This window comes from Streptomyces sp. ISL-36 (assembly GCF_018614205.1).
Classification (GTDB): domain Bacteria; phylum Actinomycetota; class Actinomycetes; order Streptomycetales; family Streptomycetaceae; genus Streptomyces.
This window is the reverse complement of record NZ_JAGGOS010000012.1, coordinates 1-18493: the sequence shown is the minus strand read 5'-3', so window position 1 is coordinate 18493 and position 18493 is coordinate 1. Positions and strand designations below refer to the sequence as shown.

Here is an 18493-nt window from a genome sequence, read left to right as displayed (position 1 = left end):
CGGGACGGCGCGGGCCTGCGGAGAGTCGGGCCGGAGCGGCGACCGCCTCACCTCGGGCGGCGTGAACGGTCACGGACAGCGGATACGGCGGCGCCGGACGGGTGGGGACACGTCCGGCGGAGCGTCGGCGGGCACGGTCGGGCCGAGCGAGGAGCGGGCGGGTGCGCGTGAGAGCGCGCGGGTCCCGGCCCGACCGGTCGGGTGCGGCGGGCGGCCTGCGGCCGACCTAGCGGTGGCTGCCGAAGAGCGAGCGGCGCAGTCGGCGCAGTGGTGCGAAGAGCGAGACGCGCGCGCTCTTGCTGCGACGACTGTGCGTGAGGTCACGCGACGTCAGTTCGCGCATCAGGAGCGTCGCCTCGGCCGCCTCGCGCTGTGGTACGGCGGGGCCGCCCAGTACCGCGAGATGGCGGTCGAGCCGCGAACTGGTCGCGCTGCTCCCGCACGTGATGGCAGGCACTCGCGGCCTGCTCCGCATTGCTATCTGTTCCATGTCACTCCCCACCCTGACGAGGGCACCCGGCCCGGGCAGGTTAACCCTATCGCTCCGCTGTGACACTCGTGTATCCCGGCGTCAGGATTCACCGCACTCGTACGGGTGTTGACGACTACTGTCCGAATCCTTCTGATTCCAGGGTGAGTTGGACAGCGTCCGGACGCCCGCCGACACCAGGCGAACCACCACGAACCATCCTGCACGACAGGCCCTCGGCCGGGCATATCTGACGGAGTGTGATCTCCACCACCAAGATCACCCCGGGGCGTTCCGCGCGGAGTTCGAAGTGGCCACGACGGGGGCAGGAATGCTCCACCGGCCGACGGCTGACGGGAGACGCGCCATGACCGTGATCGCGGGGCGGTACCGGCTCCTCGACGTCCTGGGCGAGGGCGGCATGGGTACCGTCTGGCGCGCCAGGGACGAGGCGCTGGGCCGCGACGTCGCCGTGAAGGAGGTCCGCGCCCCGGCCGGGCTGGCCGCGACGGACGTGCGCAGGCTCTACGCCCGGCTGGAACGGGAGGCCTGGGCGGCCGCCCGGATCACCCACCGCAACGTGGTGACGGTCTACGACGTGGCCACCGACGACGACCGCCCCTGGATCGTGATGGAGCTGATCCCCGGACTCACGCTCTCCGAGGTGCTGGACGCGGAGGGCCCGATGCCGCCGCGCCGGGCCGCCCTGATCGGCGCCGACGTGCTGGCCGCGCTGCGCGCCGCGCACGAGGCGGGGGTCCTGCACCGGGACGTGAAGCCCGCCAACGTCCTGCTCGCCAACGACGGGCGCGCCGTCCTGACCGACTTCGGCATCGCCGCCGTGGAGGGCGCGTCCCCGCTGACGATGACCGGGGAGCTGGTCGGCTCGCCCGAATTCCTCGCGCCCGAGCGGGCGTTGGGTCGCACACCGGGCCCTCCTTCGGACCTGTGGTCGCTCGGCGTGCTCCTCTACGCCGCGGTGGAAGGCGACTCCCCCTTCCGTCAGAACACTCCGCTGAGCACGCTGCGCGCCGTGGTGGACGAGGAGTTTCCGCCGCCGCGCAGGGCGGGGCCGCTGGCCCCGGTGATCGAGGGGCTGCTGCGCAAGGAGCCGATCGAGCGCCTGTCGGCCGCCGAGGCGGAGGAGCGGCTGCGCCAGGTGGCCGCCGGCGGGGCGCCGCTGTCGGGGCCGGTGCGGGCGGATCCGCACGGGCCGGGACCGGTCGTGCTCCCGATCCCCGAGCCCGGGCCGGGGGCGACATCCCCGCTGCCCGTTTCGCCCCTGCCTCTTCCGTCCTTTCCTCCTCCGCCCCACGAGGACCGGCGGCAGCGCACCGAGCGGCGCGCCGTGACGGTGCTCGCGACCGGGGTCGTCCTTCTGCTGCTGGCCGTGGCGGTACTGACGTACGCGCTGCTGCGGGACGAGGATCCGGGAAGCGGCACGGCTCCGGGCGGCGGCGCCACGAGCAGCGCGCCCGCCACGAGCACGGGCGGCGCTCCGAGCAGCTCCCCCGCCACGCCCACCACCACGAGCGGTCCGGTCCCGACCGCGACGGGCAGCAGACCTCCGCCCGCGCCGACGGTCCTGGTGTACGTGAGGGCCGTGCGCGGGAGCTACTCCGGGGCCTGTCCGCCACCGGCCTCCGCCGCTCCGGCCTTCGCCGCCACGCTCACCGTGGGGCGCACGCCCGCCTCCGTGGAGTACCGCTGGGTCACGGAGAGCGGCGAGAGCACGGCGGGTGGCTGGCAGACCATGGAGTTCGCGGCGGGCGGCCCGAAGGAGAAGCGGGCCGACCACACCGAGCTGACGTACCGCGCGGGCGAGACGCGTCGCGACCGGATCCGGGTGGAGGTCCGGGCACCGGTCGAGACGCACTCCAACTGGGTGGGGTTCTCGGTCACCTGCGAGCAGGCGACCCCGACGGGCGGGGCCACCTCCCCGAGTGGGTCCCCTACACCACGGCCCTGAAGCTGGGCAGGTAGCCGCCGGACTGTCCGGAGGCGGTGGGGTGGTACGACTCGCCGATGTTGAGCCAGTTGACGCTGTGCAGCCAGGCCGAGCCGGAGCAGATCTCGTGTCCGGTGAAGGCGGGGACGACGCTCGTGAAGGTGTAGCCGTGGTCGGCCGCGCGCTTGGCGGTGGCCGCGTTGAGGTAGTCCGAGCCGTCGTTGATGGCGCGACGCTCGTTCTCGCTCAGTCCGGCGACGCAGCTGCCGCCGAGCTTGTAGAAGCGGGGGTAGCCGAGGACGACGACCCGGGCGTTGGGGGCCTTGTTCCTGATGGCCGTGTACACCGCGTCGAGCTTGCCGGGGAGCGTGGTGTCGACATAGCTCTTGGCTTGATTCACACGGTTGATGCAGGTGGCCTCCGACTGGAGGACACAGGTGGTCATGACGTCCGCGAAGCCGGCGTCATTGCCTCCGACGGTGAGGGAGACCAGGTCGGTGGCGGCGGAGAGGGGTCCGAGCTGACTGCTCGTGACATCACCCGTTCGGGCGCCCGAGCAAGCGGTGAAGGCGAACGACGAGGGTGAGTTGGCGTTGGCCCACAGGACGGGGAAGGCGCGCGTGGAGCGCTTGCAGTCGCCGCTGACGCTGTCGTAGCTCCCGGCTCCGACACCGGAGGAGTACGAGTCGCCGAGCGCCACATAGTCAAGTGCGGCGGTTTCTGCGGCCTGTGCGGTCCCCGCCCCGGTGAGGGCGAGAACGGCGCCGAGCAGGAGCGAGGACGAGAATGCCGCGAATCGGGACAGTTTCATGGAACCTCCCTGTAGCAGGATCTCTGCGTTACTAGGTAGTAGCAGCGCATTCGGCCTGCTGGAAGTGTTCATGCCAAGAACATTTGGCGAGAACCTGCCGACACCCCGTCAGGGACCATCGCATTCCGGCCAGCTGATGGATCATCCGGCACGCGAGCAACGGAGCGCCCCGCCGCCCCGCGCGACCCGCGGATCGTCCCCTTCAAAACACTGTGCACTCAATGCCCGATTGCCGGATCATGGTCGCCATGTCTGCCACCCCATCGGAGCCCGCCGCGCCGTCCGAGCCGCAGCGGGCGCTGCCGATCCGGCTCACCGTCGACGACAGCGACTCGCCCGCCGACGTCGTCGACGCGCTCTTCCTCGGCCGCTTCGCGACGGGCGAGCAGCCGCACTCCCACGGCACCACCCTGGACCGGGTGAAGCCGGCCGCGACGCTGCTGCCGGCCGGTGCGCAGGTGCTGCGCGCGGCCAAGGACGACGACCGCAGCGCCCTCCTCGCCGAGGGCGAGGGCTGGACTCTGTTGATCTCCCGCTGGAACCGGGGCGCGGACGTCACCGTGACCGCGACCGGGGCGGAGCTGGCGGAGAGGATCCTCAAGGAGGCGACGGACGGCGCGAAGGACGAACCGGAGCCGCAGCCCGAGAACGTGACGATGGGCTTCTGGTACGTCTCGCCCCGGCGCGGCCCGCACCGTACGACCCGTCAGATCAGCGCCGGCACCTGGGAGGAGATCCGGCCCAACTACACGGCGCCCGTCGCCGACGCGATGGACCGGCTGATGAAGGTCACCCCGGACGACATCGCCGGTCGGCTGCTGCTGCTCCACGGGCCGCCGGGGACGGGCAAGACGTCCGCGCTGCGCACACTCGCCCGGTCCTGGCGCGACTGGTGCCAGGTGGACTGCGTCCTGGACCCGGAGCGGCTCTTCAACGACGTCGGGTATCTGATGGACATCGCGATCGGCGAGGACGAGGGCACGGCGAAGGGCCGGTGGCGGCTGCTCCTCCTGGAGGACTGCGACGAACTGATCCGCGGCGAGGCGAAGCACACGGCGGGCCAGGCGCTGTCCCGGCTGCTGAACCTGACGGACGGACTCCTCGGCCAGGGCCGCAACGTCCTCGTCGGCGTCACGACCAACGAGGATCTGGAGCGGCTGCACCCGGCGGTGGTCCGTCCGGGGCGGTGCCTGGCCCGCATCGAGGTGGGCGCGCTGACCCGCAACGAGGCCGCGGCATGGCTCGGCAGGGAGGTCCCGGACCTGGAGGAGACCGTGGGCCGGGAGGGCGCGACGCTGGCGGAGCTGTACGCGCTGCGCCGCGGGACCCCTCGGCCGGGCGTCCCCGAGTCCCGCACCCCGGAGGCGGGGCTGTACCTGTAGACGTGGCCTCGGCCGGTACGGACGTGGCGGGCCGTGTGCGGTGCCACCGGACGCACGCGCCGAAGGGCCTGGAACAGGCGCCGTTCGGCGTCGAGGTCTGGCCGCCCGTATCCGCGCCCGCGGAACGCATGCCCACGACGGCCGTCGCGAGGTCACCGCGCCCCGCGACAGGCGCCCTCCCGGGAACTCCCGGCAACTCCGGGGAACTCGCGGAAACGCGCGGAAACGCGCGGGAACTCGCGGGAACTCGCGGGACGGTCACCCCCCGTACGCCGCCCGCAGCGCGTCCAGCACCGCCGCGGTCGCCTCCTCCCGGCTCAGGCCCAGGCGGCGCGCCTCGCCCGCGTAGGCCGCCGCCGCCGTCGCCGCCAGCCGGGACGCCGCGTCGCCCGCCGCCGCGACGAACGTGCCGTTGCGCCCACGCGTCTCGATCACCCCGTCGGCCTCCAGCGACTTGTACGCCTTGGCGACCGTGTTCGCCGCAAGGCCCAGCTCCTCCGCCAGGCCCCGTACCGTCGGAAGTTTGTAGCCGACCGGCAGGGCCCCGGAGCGGGCCCGCTCCGAGATCTGGGCGCGCAGTTGTTCGTAGGGAGCGGTCGGGGAGTCCGTGTCCACGGTGATTCGCAATGTCACGGCCCGATTCTGCCCCCGCTCCCCGGGAAAATGGGAGGCGCCCCGGCACCGCCCGCACGTAGCGTGCGACACCATGACTGTGATCGTCCGTGCCGTACGGCCCGAGGACCCCGAGGACGCGGCGGGCTTCGCCGGAGTCCGGCGCGCCGCGCTCCCCTTCATGCTCGCCTGCGCCGAGCAGATGGCCTTCGACTGGGCTCACGCCCATCCCGACGCCCATGAGCGCCCGCTGGTCGCCGAGGTCGACGGGGAGATCATCGGCACCTCGCAGCTGCGCATCGCCCACGACGCCCCCGAGCCCGGCGTCGGCTCCCTCAACGTCTACGTGCACCCGGAGAAGCGCGGCCTCGGCGCGGGGACGCTCCTGGTGCGCGCCTCCGAGGAGCACCTCGCCGAACGCGGGGCGACCACGCTCTACAGCTGGGTGCTCGACGAGCCGGCGTACCGCGCCTTCGCCGCCCGCCACGGCTACGCTCCCCGCCGCTCCGCGCACTTCCTCCGGCTCGATCTGACGGCCGCCGCCTTGCCGCCGCTCCAGGAGGTGCCGGCCGGCGTCGAGCTGCGGACCGCCGCCGACTTCGCCGCCGATCCCCGTCCGCTGTTCGTCCTCGACGCGCTGACCACCGCCGACGAGCCGGGTGACGTCGGCGCCGAGCTGACGGACTACGAGCACTGGCTGGCGACCACCTGGAACCATCCGCTGTTCGACCGCGAACTGACGGTCGTCGCCCTCGTCGACGGCCGCCCCGCCGCGTTCAGCGCCGCTCAGACCGACGGCCGGGGCCGCTACTCCACGGCGATGACGGGCACCGACCCGGCGTTCCGTGGGCGCGGGCTGGCCAAGCTCGTCAAGAACCACTCCCTGCACCGGGCGCGGGCCGCCGGTTGTACGGAGGCGTTCACCGGGAACGACGCCGGCAACGAGCCGATGCTGGCGATCAACACATGGTTCGGCTACGCGATCTGTGCGACGGAGGTACGTCATGTCCGCACGCTCGGTTGAGGTGACGCTGGTGAAGGCGGGCCGGACGAAGATCCGGTATCCCGCCGAGGTGCTCGCCGACGACGGCACCCGGCTGACCGTCCGCGCCCCCTGGGCCGCCGAGGGAGTACGGGACTTCGGCTTCGTACGGTTCGAGCCGGGCGACGTCTTCGTGGAGCACTACTGGCGCGACCGCTGGTACGCGGTAAAGGAGGTCCGCTCCGCCGACGGGGCGCTCAAGGGCTGGTACTGCGACATCACCCGGCCGGCCGCGGTCGGCGGCGACGGGGACGGCACGGAGGTGGTGGTCGAGGACCTGGACCTGGATCTGTGGGTGTCGGCGGACGGCAGCGAGGTGCTGCGGCTCGACGAGGACGAGTTCCAGGCGAGCGGCCTCGCGGTCACCGACCCGGAGGCGGCCGCCCGCGCCGTCGTCGCCCTCGACGAGCTCGAAGTCCTGGGCCGCGAGGGCCTGCTGGACCTGCTGGGCTAGCCCAGCGTCACCTCCGCGTCCTCGGCGACGCGGAATCCGGGCAGCGGCAGCCCCAGGGGGCCGCTGGTGGTGAGCTGCATCAGGGTGGCCTTCACCCGGGCCGCGCCCGCTCGGTAGACGGGCTCCTTCACGACGCCGGAGTTGGACCACGTGCGTACCTGGCCGTCGCAGACGGCGCGGGTGCCGCCGATGCTGGCGGAACGGTCCTCCTGGACGAGCGTGCTGCTCACGAAGACGGGGCCGGCGCTGTCGTCGGTGCAGCGGTAGGTGCCGGAGACGGTGACCGTGCCGTCGGTGGCGACGGTTCCGTACGCGTCGACGGCGAGGTCGTCTCCCGGTGCGGCATGGGCGGCGGTCGCGGCGGCGGCGACGAGGAGGGTACCGGCGGCGAGGGCGAGGCGGACGCGCATGGGTGGGATCCCTTCGGGGTGGGGGGTGGTGTTGTCCGCCAGAGATATCGGATCGAGCCGCCCGATGTCCGAAACTAACCCTTTTGAGGGCGAGTTGGACCGGTCAGACGCGCTTGCGGTAGTGCATACGGTCGTACGGTCCGTCCTGACGCCGCTCGGCCATCTCGTATCCGTACCGCTCGTACAGCTTCTGGTTCTCCCACATCATCGCGTTGGTGAGCAGCCGGACCTCGGGCAGGCCGAGCTCGCGGGCGTGTTCTTCCACCCAGGTCAGCAGGGTGCGGCCGAGGCCCGTCCCCTGGGCGTCGGGGTGGACGGCGATCTCGTCCAGATAGAGGTGGTCGGCCTCGGGGATCACCACCACGAGGCCGACGACCGGATCGCCGACGACGAACACCCTCCCCGCGGCCACGTTCGCCGCGTGGTCGTACTCCATCGGGGCCGGTACGAGACCGATCCGTTCGATGTAGTGGTGGAAGGCCGCGTCGGTCACGGCCTTCACCGCGGGTACGTCGGCGGCAACGGCGGGGCGGGGCAGTGCATGTGTCATACCGTCACATTACGGCGGCGGATGATCACCTTCTTCAGCAGGGGCCAGGCCAGCAGGACGACGATCACGGCGTACACGGTGACGGAGAAGGGCGTGTCGACCAGGCCCGTCAGCGAGCCGTCACTGATCTGCAGCGCGCGGCGCAGCTGCTGCTCGGCGGCCGGGCCGAGGATGACACCGATGACGGCGGGCAGGACGGGGAGTCCGTAGCGCCGCATGCCGAAGCCGATCAGGCCGATGATCAGCAGGATGACCAGGTCGAGCGCCTCGCCGCCCACCGCGTACGCGCCGACGGCGGCGAAGAAGAGGATGCCGGCGTAGAGGTACGGGCGCGGGATCCGCAGCAGCTTGGCCCAGAGGGGCGCGAGCGGCAGGTTGAGCGCGAGCAGCAGGACCATGCCGACGAAGAGCGAGGCGATCAGACCCCAGACCAGGTCGGGTTCGCGCTCGAAGAGCAGCGGGCCCGGCTGGATTCCGTACTGCTGGAAGGCGGCGAGCATCACGGCCGCGACGGCGGTCGTGGGCAGGCCGAGGGTCAGCATGGAGACGAGCGTGCCGGCCGCCGAGGCGGAGGCGGCGGACTCGGGCCCCGCGACACCCTCGATGGCGCCCTTGCCGAACTGCTCCTTGTGCTTCGAGAGCCGCTTCTCGGTGACGTACGAGAGGAAGGTCGGGATCTCCGCGCCGCCGGCCGGGATCGCTCCGAACGGGAAGCCGATGACGGGACCGCGCAGCCAGGACTTCCAGGTCCGCTTGACGTCGTCCTTGCCGAGCCACGGACGGCCGACCGGGATGGCCTCGCCCGCCGTGCGGCGCAGATGGGCGGCGACCCACAGGGCCTCGCCGATGGCGAAGAGGCCGACCGCGACGATGACGACGTCGATGCCGTCGGCGAGCTGGAGCGAGCCGAAGGTGAGGCGCTGCTGGCCGGTCATCTGGTCGAGGCCGACCAGGCCGAGGGTGAGGCCGATGAGGAGCGAGGCGAGGCCGCGGATGCGGGAGGAGCCGAGGACGGAGGTCACCGCGATGAAGGCGAGGACCATGATGGCGAAGTAGTCGGGTGCGCCGATGTCGACGGCGAGCGCGGCGACGGTCGGGGCGAGGGCGACGAGCAGGAGCGTGCCGATCATGCCGCCGGTGAAGTGGCCGATGGCGGCGGCCGCCAGTGCCTGGGCGCCGCGGCCGGCCTTGGCCATGGGGTTGCCCTCGATGGCGGCGACGACGGCCGCGCTCTCGCCGGGTGTGTTGAGCAGGATCGAGGTGGTGGAGCCGCCGAACATGGCTCCGTAGTAGATGCCGGCGAACATGATGAAGGCGCCGGTCGGTTCGAGCCCATAGGTCACCGGGAGGAGCAGGGCGACGGCCATGGCGGGGCCGATGCCGGGCAGGACGCCGATGGCGGTGCCGAGGAGCACGCCGATGGCGGCCCACAACAGGTTCATCGGGGTGAGCGCCGTACCGAATCCGTCGATGAGCGAGTTGAGTGAGTCCATGGGTCAGAGCACTCCCATCAGCGGGCCGCCGGGCAGCGGGACTCCGAGCAGGTTGTTGAAGACGGCGTAGGTGAGCAGCGAGAGGCCGGCCGCGATGAGGGGGTCGCGGTGGAGGTGGCGGCTGCCGAGCGCGTAGGCGGCCCCCCAGAAGAGGAGGGCTCCGGCGACCGGGAAGCCGACGGGGCCGATGAGGACGGCGAAGGCGAGGAAGACGCCCGCCAGGAGGAGGACGGTGCGCCAGTCGCTCGGCTCGGAGAGGTCGACGTCCTCGCCGCCCTCCGCCTCGCCGCGGCCGCCGCGCAGGACGTCGATCGTGAGGAGGACGGCGACGACGAGGAGGCCGGTGCCGACGACGACGGGGACGGTCCTGGGGCCGACGGGGCCGCGCTGGGCGATGTCGACGGTCATGGTGAGGGCGTCGGTGAGGACGAGGACACCGAGGGCGAGGAGGAGCAGGCCGACGCCGAGCTCGGAGTGCTCGCGCAGCCAGGAGTTCGTCGCCGGCCTCTTCGCCGGCGTCTTCGCTGTCGTGGGCGTGGTCACAGTCCCAGCTCCTTCAGTACCGACCCGACCTGCTTGTCCTGCGCGGTGAGGAAGGAGCCGAACTCCTCCCCGGGCAGGAAGGCGTCGTCCCAGCCGTTCTTCTTCAGCGACTCCTGCCACTGCGGGGAGTCGTGCAGCTTCCGCACCAGGCCGACGAGCTTGTCGCGCTCGGCCTCGGAGAGGCCGGGCGGGGCGACGATCCCGCGCCAGTTGGTGAACTCGGTGTCGAGACCTGCCTCGCGCAGGGTGGGTGCGTCGAGTCCGGGGACCCGCTCGGGACCGGTGACGGCGAGCAGCCGCAGTTCGCCGGCCTTGATCTGGTCGAGGTACTCGCCGACGCCGGAGACGCCGAAGGCGACCTTGTTGCCGAGGATGGAGGCGAGGAGTTCGCCGCCGCCGTCGAAGGGGATGTAGTTGACGCTCGACGGCGCGATCCCCGCGGCCCGGGCCATCAGCATCGGGGCGAGATGGTCGGGCCCGCCGGGCGAGGAGCCACCGCCGACGGGCAGCTTGCCGGGGTCCTTCTTCCAGGCCGCGAGGAGGTCCTGGATGGTTCTGTACGGGGAGTTCTTGCCGACCACGACGATGTCCTGCTCCTCGGTGAGCCGGGCGATCGGGGTGGTGTCGGCGAGGGTCTTCGGGGTCTTGTTGGTGTGGACGGCTCCGACGACGCCGAGGCCCATGGACATCGCGAGCCGGCCGTTGCCGTGCTCGCCGACGAGGTGGGTGAGGCCGACGGTGCCGCCGGCCCCGGGCAGGTTGAAGACCTCGATGTCGGAGGTGAGACCGGCGTCCTCGGCGTTCTTCGCCGCGGTGCGGGCGGTGATGTCGTATCCGCCGCCGGGTGTGTTGGGGACCATGAACCGCAGGCCGGGGATCTGGGTGCCGGTGTCGGAGCCGCTGCCGGGAGAGAGCAGCGGCGGCCCCACGAGCACCAGCAGCGCCGCCCCGAGCAGGGCGAGGGGAGTGCGCAGACGCACGTGTGCCGCCTCTCGGTAGGTGAGTGAAGTGGCCCACATGTTGCCTGCGCGTTAAGAAGCTGTCTCTCTTCCGCAATCAACGGACGTTGTGGTCCTTGTGGTCGCGACCTAGCGTGTCGGCGTGACAAAAGTGCTGGTGGTGGACGACGACTTCATGGTCGCGAAGCTGCACAGCCGTTATGTGTCGACTGTGGACGGTTTCTCCGTCGTCGGGGTCGCGCACAGCGGTGCCGAGGCGCTGCGCGCCGCCGACCGGTTGCGCCCCGATCTGGTCCTTCTCGACATCTTCCTGCCCGACATGGACGGGATCAGTGTGCTGCGGGAGCTGCGCGGGACGGGGCTGGCCGTCGACGCCCTGTTCATCACGGCGGCGCGGGACGCGGGCATGATCCGCTCGGCGCTGCGCGCGGGGGCGCTGCACTATCTGATCAAGCCGTTCAACCAGGCGGCCCTGCAGGAGCAGCTGCGGCACGTGGCGTCGCTGCGCAGCCGCCTGGACGGGCTGGACGAGGCCCGCCAGGAGGACGTGGACCAGATCTTCGGGACCCGCCCGCCCGGCTCCCGCGAGCTCCCCAAGGGCCTCGCGGCCCCGACGGCGGACCTGGTGGACGGCATTCTGAGGGCCCACCCGGAGGGCCTGTCGGCGACGGAGTGCGCGGAGGCGGGCTCCCTGTCCCGGGTCAGCGCCCGCCGCTACCTGGAGTACTTCGCGGAGACGGGCCGCGCGGAGATCACCCTGCGGTACGGGGGGACGGGCCGCCCGGAGCGGCGCTACCGGCGGCTCGGCGGCTGACGGCCGGCGGGCCCGGCGTACGGGTCACGGTCCGCCCCAGCGCGGCCACCGCACGGGCGAAGTGGGCGGCGTCGACGATCGCCGCGCCGCCGGTGTCGTTGTTGAAGTAGGCGTACACCTCGGCCTCGTCCGGCCAGGCGTCGGCGAGGCGCCCGGCCCAGGAGGCGAGCGCCTGCCGGCCGTAGCGGGGCGGCGGCTGGGCGAGGCCGGCGTGGAACCGTACGTACCCCCAGGGCGCGGTCCGCCACAGCGGGGTCACCGGGCGCGACCAGCGGTCGGCCCAGCACAGCGCGCTGCCGTGCCGCTCGAGCACCGCCCGCAGCCCGCGCTCCGCCTCCCACCACGAGGGGTGACGGAGTTCCACGGCCACCCGGACGTCGTCGGGGAAGCAGCTCAGGCAGGCGTCCAGCGCCTCGACGTTCTCCCGGAACCGGGCCGGCAGCTGGAGCAGCACGGGTCCCAGCCGATCCTGGAGCCCGGCCGCGCGGTCCAGCAGACGCCCCACCGGCTCCTCGGGATCGTGCAGCTGCTTCAGATGCGTCAGATAGCGGCTGGCCTTGACCGCCATGACGAAGTCCGACGGCGTCCGGTCCCGCCAGGAGCGGAAGATCTCGGTCGTGGGCAGCCGGTAGAAGGCGTTGTTGTTCTCGACGGTGGCGAAGGCCTGGGCGTACTCCTCCAGCCAGAGCCGCTGCGGGGTCGTCGGCGGGTAGAGCACCCCGCGCCAGTCCCGGTACTGCCACCCCGAGGTTCCGACGAGAACGGGCATGGTCCGATCCACCTTCTTGGGAGCCCCGCCGGGCTTTCTATTGTGCCGCTTAGCGGCTCCTTAAAGCGACCATAAGGATCGCCGGCACCCCGTTCCGGCAGCCGTTTTCCGGGTTTCCGGCGGCTAGCTTGCTGAGCGTTCCCCCACCCCCCCCTCGTGAAGGAGTGCTCCTCATGACTGCTCGCCGTCGCACGGCAGGCACCGTTCTCGGTCTCGGCGTCGCGCCGCTCGCGCTGGTCGGTCTGGCCGCCGGGGCGGCCGCCGCGCACGGGTCGATGACGGATCCGGTGAGCCGGGTCTCGGCCTGTTACGCGGAGGGGCCGGAGAGCCCGGAGTCGGCGGCGTGCAAGGCCGCCGTGGCGGCGAGCGGGGCGCAGGCGTTCTACGACTGGAACGCGGTGAACATCGCCAACGCGGCGGGCAAGCACCGGGAGCTGATCCCGGACGGTGAGCTGTGCAGCGCCGGCAACGACAAGTACCGGGGGCTCGACCTGGCCCGCGGCGACTGGCCGGCGAGCAGGCTCAACTCCGGGAAGCACACCTTCCGTTACAAGGGGACCGCTCCGCACAAGGGGTCCTTCGAGCTGTACGTCACCAAGGAGGGTTACGACCCCTCGAAGCCGCTGAAGTGGTCGGACCTGGAGGAGAAGCCGTTCGCCACGGTGACCGACCCGCGGATGGAGGGAGGTGACTACGTCTTCGACGGCACCGTGCCGGCCAGGTCCGGCCGGCATCTGATCTACTCGATCTGGCAGCGCTCCGACTCCCCCGAGGCGTTCTACACCTGCTCCGACGTCGTCTTCGGCGCGGACAACGGGGGCGGTGGGGGTACGGCTCCGGCTCCCACCGCGACCCCGCCGACCGACGCCCAGATCGAGGACGGCAAGGAGGAGTCCTCCGTCGAGCACGGTGGGCACGGGGACGACAAGGCGGAGACCGGGGCGAAGGAGACCGCCGCCGCGCCCGCGACGGAGGCCGCGACGACCGAGCCCACGGACGCCTCCTCCGCACCGGCCGCGCCGGCCGCCTCCGCCGCGCCGAACGGGCCGAACGGGTCGAACGAGCCCGCCGCCGCCGGCTCGGGCGAGAACCTCGCCGAGACCGGGGGCGACGCCACGACCCCGTACATCGCGGTCGGTGGCGCCGCCGTCCTGGCGCTCGGGGCGAGCGTGCTCTTCGCGACGGTCCGCCGCAGGTCGCTGCCGGCGGGCCGCCACAGCCGCTAACCGATCACGGACAGACAGGTGGTCGGCGTCGCGTGGGCCGGGTCGAGGGCGTTGGCCACCTCGTGGAACGTGACCCGGTCCACCGTCCCGATCGCCACGTGCTCCGCGAGGTCCAGCGCGCACTTGTCCTGGATGAGGACGTTGGTGACGTCGTCGCCGGCGAGGAACTGCGAGCGGTACGGGGTGACGACCTGGTCGTATCGGGTGGCGATGACCGTGTAGGTGACGCCCGGCACCGTGTCCCCGCCCTCGTTGAGCTCGGCGAGGAAGGGCGAGCCGGCGATCTGGTCGGCGAGGCCGGGGACGTTCTCGTTCAACAGGTCCTCCGCGCCGGGGAAGTGCGGCAGCAGCGCGGTGAGGCCGAGGAGGGTCGTGCCGTGGTTGTCGGGGGCGATCCCGACGAGCGCGCGCACCTTCTCGGCCCCGCCGAGGAACTTGAGGTAGTAGCGCGGCATCATGCCGCCCTGCGAGTGGCCGACCAGGTCGGCCTCGGCGGCTCCGGTGGCCGCGAGCACCTTGTCCACGTACGCGTCGAGCTGTTCGGCCGACGCGTCGATCGGGCCGAGCCCGTGGAAGAAGGGCACGTTCGGCAGTTGGCCGTAGTCGAGCGAGTAGACGCAGTACCCGCGGTCGACCAGGTACGGAGCGAGGGCCAGCCAGTTGTCCACGGAGTTCCCGAAGGTGCCGTGGACGAGGACGACCGGGCGGGGGTGCGCGGCGGAGGGCTTGCAGGAGAAGTCGTTCCAGCCCCGGCTGGGGGCGGCGCCGGCCGTTTCGGCCTGGGCCGAGGCGGTGGGGGCGAGGGTGGCGGCGGCGGTCAGCAGCAGGACGGACAACGCTCTGAACGCGTGTTTCCAGGGCAGCATCGGGCGATCTCCTTGCGGCTCAAGGGAAATCAGACGGAACGATGGCAGGAAGCCCTGCGGCCCGGACCACAAGTGGGGATGCTCTGCTCATGCCAAGCTACGCACGGGTGGTCCGCCCGGGGAAGTTACGCGTCGGTAAAAACTGACTTCTCGTCAATAAGGAGTAGGGGCCGCCCGTCCGACGGCCGAACGTCAGGCCGCCAGTGAGCCGGGCAGCACCGCCCGCGGGCCGAACTTCGCCCGCGCCCGGTCCGCCACCGCCTCGATCCGCCGGGCCTTCTCGTCCGCCGGGTCGAAGGTCAGCTGATGCGCGGCCCCCTCAGCGGGGGCGAGCCCTTCGGCGCGCAGCGCGATTCCCCGCACCCGGGCCCGCTGGAGCCCGAACGACTCGTGGATCGCGTACGCGAGAGCGGTGAGCGCCGCCGCGTGCGCGGTCGGCTCGGGCAGGGTGCGGGTACGGACGGTGGTGGACCGGTCCGCGTACCGCACGGTCACCGCCAGGGAGCGGCACACCTGGCCCTCCGTCCGCATCCGCAGGCCCAGCTCCTCGGTGAGCGAGAGCAGCGCCCTGCGGTGGGCCGACGGGTCCAGCTCGTCACGGACGAAGGAGCGTTCGGCCGCCATCGAGGAGGAGAGCGCGTTCGGTACGACCGGGGTGCGGTCGATGCCCCGCGCCCGCTCCCCCAGCTCGCGTCCGGCCTTCGCGCCGACCAGTCTCTGGAGCACGGCGAGCGGCGCGTCCGCGACCCGGCCGATGGAGTCGAGTCCGTACGCGCAGAGGGTACGGGCGGTGGTGCGGCCGACCCCGTCGAGCACGGTGACCGGGCGGTCCCGCAGAAAGGCCGCCGGGTCGTCGACGACCAGGGTGGCGCCGGGCCGGGCCTCGCGGGCCGCCATCCGGGCCAGCATCGGGTTCGGGCCGGCCCCGACGACGCAGTCGACGCCGTACAGGGCGAGCGCCCTGACCCGTACCACCGAGGCCAGTTCCGTCGGGGTCCAGCCGAAGTAGCGCAGCGCGCCGCGCACGTCGGCGAGCAGGGTGTCGGGCGGGGTGGCCTCGACGACCGGGGTGAACTCGCCCAGCAGTTCCACCAGTCGCGGCAGTACCGCCTCGGCCCCTCCGCTTTCGAAAGGCGCCGGTTCCAGCCGGAACCGTACACAGAGGATCATCCCGCGCTCCCCGGACTGCTGTGCCACAACTTCCGCGACGGGGTCGCCGCGCCCTCACCGGCCGGCTGGAGATCCGCCCAGGGGTTCATCTCGTACCCCGTCGACATCCTGATCCGACGGCCGCTGTCGGCCTTCTCGCCGGGGCTCTCCGACGGAGAGGCGAGCCGCGCCCCCACCGCCTCCAGGCCTCCGCTCGCCCGCAGTTCCACCAGTTCGGCGAGGTTCCAGGCGGCGGCCCCGACCACGCTGAGGCTGCGCGGGCCGCGTCGCTGCACCACGCCCCGGACGAGCAGCAGCCAGGAGTGGAAGACGGTGTGCGCGCAGGCCTCGTGGGAGTCGTCGAAGAAGGCGAGGTCGACCAGGCCCGTGCCGTCGTCGAGCGTGGTGAAGATGACCCGCCTGCCGGAGCGGATCGGCGGGGTCTGGGTGGCCGCCTTGGCCCCCGCGACCAGGACGGTCTGCCCGTGCGCCGCCTCGCGCAGCCGCTTGGCGGAGACCACGCCGAGTTCACGCAGGAAGGCGTGGTGGTCGCTCATGAGATGGCGCGAGGCGTCCATGCCGAGGACACCCAGCTCGGCGCTGAGCCGCTCCGACTCGTCGAGGTCGGGCAGCCCGACGGGGGCGGTCTTCCGGCCCTGGGCGAGGGGGAGTTGACCGCCGTAGGAGGCGGCTCCGCGCTGGACGCGGTGGAGTTCGGTCAGATGCAGCAGCAGGTCACGGCGGTTGGCGCCGAAGGCGTCCAACGCACCGACCTGCGCGAGCCGTTCGGCCACCGGCTTGCGCGGACGGGCCCGCTCCCAGAAGTCGAGCAGCGAGGCGTAGGGCTGCCCCGCCTCGATCCGCGCGCTCTCCGCCTCGCTGATGCCATGGACGTCGGCGAGGGCAAGCCGGAGCCCCCACACCCGTGGCGATTCAGACACCAGTTCGATGCGATGGGCGGCCGCGGACCGGTTCACGTCCAGAGGCAGCACGGGCACCCCGCGCCGTCGCGCGTCCGCGAGCAGCAGCCGCTTGGGGTACATCCCCGGGTCGTGGGTGAGCAGCCCGGCGTAGAAGGCCGCCGGGTGATGGGCCTTGAGCCAGGCCGACTGGTACGTCGGTACGGCGAAGGCAACCGCGTGCGCCTTGCAGAAGCCGTACGAACCGAAGGCCTCCACGATCTCCCAGGTGCGGGCGATCGTCTCGTCGTCGTACCCCCGCCGCTCCGCCCGCTGGGCGAACCAGAGCTTGATCCGGCCCTGCGACTCGGGGTCGGAGAGCCCGCGCCGCGCCTGGTCGGCCTCGCCCCGGCCGCAGCCGGTCATGATCCGTACGATCTCGATGATCTGCTCGTGGAAGACGACGACGCCGTACGTCTCCTTCAGCGCCTCCTCCAGGTCCGGGTGCGGGTAACGGGCGGGGACCCGGCCGTGCCGCGCCTCGATGAACGGGCGGACCATGTCGGCCGCGACCGGTCCCGGCCGGAAGAGCGAGATGTCGACGACGAGGTCGTGGAAGGTGGCGGGCTGGAGCCGGCCGACCAGGTCGCGCTGGCCGGGCGACTCGATCTGGAAGCAGCCGAGGGTCTCGGTGGACTGGATGAGCCGGTACGTCTCCGGGTCGCCCGGCACGACCTGCTCCGGGTCGTCGAGGTCCACCTTCTCGCCCGCCGCCCGCTCGATCTCCGCGACGGCATGGGCCATCGCGGACTGCATGCGCACGCCGAGCACGTCGAGCTTGAGCAGCCCGAGGTCCTCCACGTCCTCCTTGTCGAACTGGGACATGGGAAATCCCTCGCCGCTGGTGGGCACGACGGGGGTACGGGTGAGCAGCGAGGCGTCCGAGAGCAGCACCCCGCACGGGTGCATGGCGATCCCGCGCGGGAGCTTGTCGAGGGCCTCGACCAGCTCCCAGAACTTCCCGTACTTCTCCCCCTCCCGCTGGACCTCCCCCGCCAGGGCGCGCAGCTCGGGCAGTTCGTCGAGGGCGGCGAGCGCGTCGCGGGCCCGGATGTGCGGGAACGCCTTGGCGATCCGGTCGATCTCCGCCGGGTCCATGGACAGGGCCGCGCCCACGTCCCGGATCGCGTGGCGCACCCGGTAGGTCTCGGGCATGGCGACGGTGGCCACCCGCTCGGTGCCGAAGCGGTCGATGATCGCCCGGTAGACCTCCAGGCGGCGGGCGGACTCGACGTCGATGTCGATGTCGGGCAGGGCGGTGCGGTTCTTGGAGAGGAAGCGCTCCATCAGCAGCCCGTTCTCGACCGGGTCGGCGTGGGCGATGCCGAGGAGGTGGTTGACGAGCGAGCCGGCGCCGGAGCCGCGCGCGGCCACCCTGATCCCCATCCCCCGCACATCGTCCACCACCTGAGAAACCGTCAGGAAGTAGGTGGCGAAGCCGTGGTGGGCGATGATGTCGAGCTCGCGGTGCATCCGGTCCCAGTACACCCGCCGGTCGGAACGCCTGTCGTATCCGCGCAGCACCATGCCGGCGGCGGCCCGGGAGGCCAGCACGCGCTGGGCGGTGCGGCGCTCGGCGCCGACGAGGTACGGCTCGGGGAAGTGGGCGGAGCCCATGCCGAGGTCGTCCTGGGGGTCGACCAGGCAGTCGGCGGCGACCGCCCGGGTCTGTTCGAGCAGTCGGTACGCGGTGTCCCTGCGGTATCCGGCGGCCTCGACGATCCGCTCGGCGGCGGCCAGCATGTCATCGGCGCCCTTGAGCCAGGCCTCACCGCTGTCGAGCTCCTTGCGGGGGTCGACGGGGACCAGGCGGCGGGCGGAGTCGAGGACGTCGGCGACGGGGCCCTGGCCCGGGTCGGCGTAGCGGACGGCGTTGCCGAGGACCGGGCGGACGCCCTGCTCCGCCGCGAAGCCGACGGTACGGGCGGCGAGCCGCAGGGAGCCGGGGCCCGCACCCGAGCGGCCGTGATGGACGGCCTCCAGACGCAGCGCGTCGCCGTACCGCTCGCGCCAGGGGGCCAGCAGCCGGGCGGCCCG

Annotated in this window: 18 protein-coding genes; 6 read left to right on the top strand and 12 right to left on the bottom strand. The window is 72.3% G+C overall.

Annotated elements, in window-relative coordinates; all coding sequences use genetic code 11:
• Nucleotides 1-226 precede the first annotated feature (226 nt).
• The gene (locus J7E93_RS02350; protein ID WP_215065531.1) at nucleotides 227-490 is read right to left on the bottom strand and encodes a hypothetical protein; all 264 of its coding nucleotides are present in this window, start codon (nucleotides 488-490) and stop codon (nucleotides 227-229) included.
• Nucleotides 491-836: 346 nt separating this feature from the next.
• Between J7E93_RS02350 and J7E93_RS02345 the strand changes: the two genes are divergently transcribed.
• The gene (locus J7E93_RS02345; RefSeq protein WP_215065530.1) at nucleotides 837-2438 is read left to right on the top strand and encodes a serine/threonine-protein kinase; all 1602 of its coding nucleotides are present in this window, start codon (nucleotides 837-839) and stop codon (nucleotides 2436-2438) included.
• Here the strand turns inward: J7E93_RS02345 and J7E93_RS02340 are convergent.
• Nucleotides 2422-3228 carry an SGNH/GDSL hydrolase family protein gene (locus J7E93_RS02340; protein ID WP_215065529.1) on the bottom strand — a complete coding sequence of 269 codons (807 nt, stop codon included), beginning with the start codon at nucleotides 3226-3228 and terminating at the stop codon, nucleotides 2422-2424. The two genes, J7E93_RS02345 and J7E93_RS02340, sit on opposite strands and share 17 nt — an antisense overlap.
• A 221-nt stretch (nucleotides 3229-3449) precedes the next feature.
• Here J7E93_RS02340 and J7E93_RS02335 point away from each other — a divergent pair, with 221 nt between their 5' ends.
• Nucleotides 3450-4610, top strand: a complete 1161-nt coding sequence (locus J7E93_RS02335; protein ID WP_374105351.1) for a DUF5925 domain-containing protein — start codon at nucleotides 3450-3452, stop codon at nucleotides 4608-4610.
• A gap of 258 nt (nucleotides 4611-4868) precedes the next feature.
• Here J7E93_RS02335 and J7E93_RS02330 read toward each other — a convergent pair whose 3' ends face one another.
• Nucleotides 4869-5243 carry a GntR family transcriptional regulator gene (locus tag J7E93_RS02330; protein ID WP_215065528.1) on the bottom strand — a complete coding sequence of 125 codons (375 nt, stop codon included), beginning with the start codon at nucleotides 5241-5243 and terminating at the stop codon, nucleotides 4869-4871.
• Between the two features lie 73 nt (nucleotides 5244-5316).
• On the opposite strand from J7E93_RS02330, the gene J7E93_RS02325 reads away from it, so the two are divergent.
• On the top strand, nucleotides 5317-6246 hold the full coding sequence (locus tag J7E93_RS02325) for a GNAT family N-acetyltransferase (protein ID WP_215065527.1): 930 nt from the start codon (nucleotides 5317-5319) through the stop codon (nucleotides 6244-6246).
• Nucleotides 6227-6718 (top strand): DUF402 domain-containing protein, encoded by a 492-nt coding sequence (locus J7E93_RS02320; protein ID WP_215065526.1) that lies wholly within the window; start codon nucleotides 6227-6229, stop codon nucleotides 6716-6718. The genes J7E93_RS02325 and J7E93_RS02320 overlap by 20 nt, the downstream gene beginning before the upstream one ends.
• On the opposite strand, the gene J7E93_RS02315 is transcribed toward J7E93_RS02320, so the two are convergent.
• The 5 genes from J7E93_RS02315 to J7E93_RS02295 all read right to left on the bottom strand — a co-directional run bounded on the left by J7E93_RS02315 (nucleotide 6715) and on the right by J7E93_RS02295 (nucleotide 10694).
• Complete coding sequence (locus J7E93_RS02315; RefSeq protein WP_215065525.1) at nucleotides 6715-7128, bottom strand: DUF6299 family protein; 414 nt, start codon at nucleotides 7126-7128, stop codon at nucleotides 6715-6717. The two genes, J7E93_RS02320 and J7E93_RS02315, sit on opposite strands and share 4 nt — an antisense overlap.
• 103 nt (nucleotides 7129-7231) lie before the next feature.
• Nucleotides 7232-7678: a GNAT family N-acetyltransferase gene (locus tag J7E93_RS02310; RefSeq protein WP_215065524.1), complete on the bottom strand. Its 447-nt coding sequence runs from the start codon at nucleotides 7676-7678 to the stop codon at nucleotides 7232-7234.
• A complete protein-coding gene (locus tag J7E93_RS02305) occupies nucleotides 7675-9171 on the bottom strand; it encodes a tripartite tricarboxylate transporter permease (protein WP_215065523.1) in 1497 nt (498 codons plus the stop codon). Before J7E93_RS02305 ends, J7E93_RS02310 begins: the two co-directional genes overlap by 4 nt.
• Before the next feature lie 3 nt (nucleotides 9172-9174).
• Nucleotides 9175-9714 carry a tripartite tricarboxylate transporter TctB family protein gene (locus tag J7E93_RS02300; protein ID WP_215065522.1) on the bottom strand — a complete coding sequence of 180 codons (540 nt, stop codon included), beginning with the start codon at nucleotides 9712-9714 and terminating at the stop codon, nucleotides 9175-9177.
• Nucleotides 9711-10694, bottom strand: coding sequence for a tripartite tricarboxylate transporter substrate binding protein (locus J7E93_RS02295; RefSeq protein WP_215065521.1), 984 nt, complete (start codon nucleotides 10692-10694; stop codon nucleotides 9711-9713). The genes J7E93_RS02300 and J7E93_RS02295 overlap by 4 nt, the downstream gene beginning before the upstream one ends.
• Nucleotides 10695-10815: 121 nt before the next feature.
• On the opposite strand from J7E93_RS02295, the gene J7E93_RS02290 reads away from it, so the two are divergent.
• Entirely contained in the window at nucleotides 10816-11487 is a 672-nt protein-coding gene (locus tag J7E93_RS02290) for a response regulator (RefSeq protein ID WP_215065520.1), read from the top strand.
• Here the strand turns inward: J7E93_RS02290 and J7E93_RS02285 are convergent.
• Nucleotides 11426-12256, bottom strand: a complete 831-nt coding sequence (locus tag J7E93_RS02285; protein WP_215065519.1) for a DUF72 domain-containing protein — start codon at nucleotides 12254-12256, stop codon at nucleotides 11426-11428. The genes J7E93_RS02290 and J7E93_RS02285 overlap by 62 nt on opposite strands.
• Before the next feature lie 173 nt (nucleotides 12257-12429).
• Here J7E93_RS02285 and J7E93_RS02280 point away from each other — a divergent pair, with 173 nt between their 5' ends.
• Complete coding sequence (locus tag J7E93_RS02280; RefSeq protein WP_215065518.1) at nucleotides 12430-13482, top strand: lytic polysaccharide monooxygenase; 1053 nt, start codon at nucleotides 12430-12432, stop codon at nucleotides 13480-13482.
• Here the strand turns inward: J7E93_RS02280 and J7E93_RS02275 are convergent.
• The 3 genes from J7E93_RS02275 to dnaE form a co-directional block, all read right to left on the bottom strand.
• Nucleotides 13479-14348: a triacylglycerol lipase gene (locus J7E93_RS02275; protein WP_215065517.1), complete on the bottom strand. Its 870-nt coding sequence runs from the start codon at nucleotides 14346-14348 to the stop codon at nucleotides 13479-13481. The two genes, J7E93_RS02280 and J7E93_RS02275, sit on opposite strands and share 4 nt — an antisense overlap.
• 192 nt (nucleotides 14349-14540) lie before the next feature.
• On the bottom strand, nucleotides 14541-15518 hold the full coding sequence (locus tag J7E93_RS02270) for a hypothetical protein (RefSeq protein ID WP_215065516.1): 978 nt from the start codon (nucleotides 15516-15518) through the stop codon (nucleotides 14541-14543).
• Nucleotides 15515-18493, bottom strand: a 2979-nt coding sequence (dnaE, locus tag J7E93_RS02265) for a DNA polymerase III subunit alpha (protein ID WP_215065515.1), incomplete at its 5' end; no start/stop codon positions are given. The genes J7E93_RS02270 and dnaE, both read right to left, overlap by 4 nt.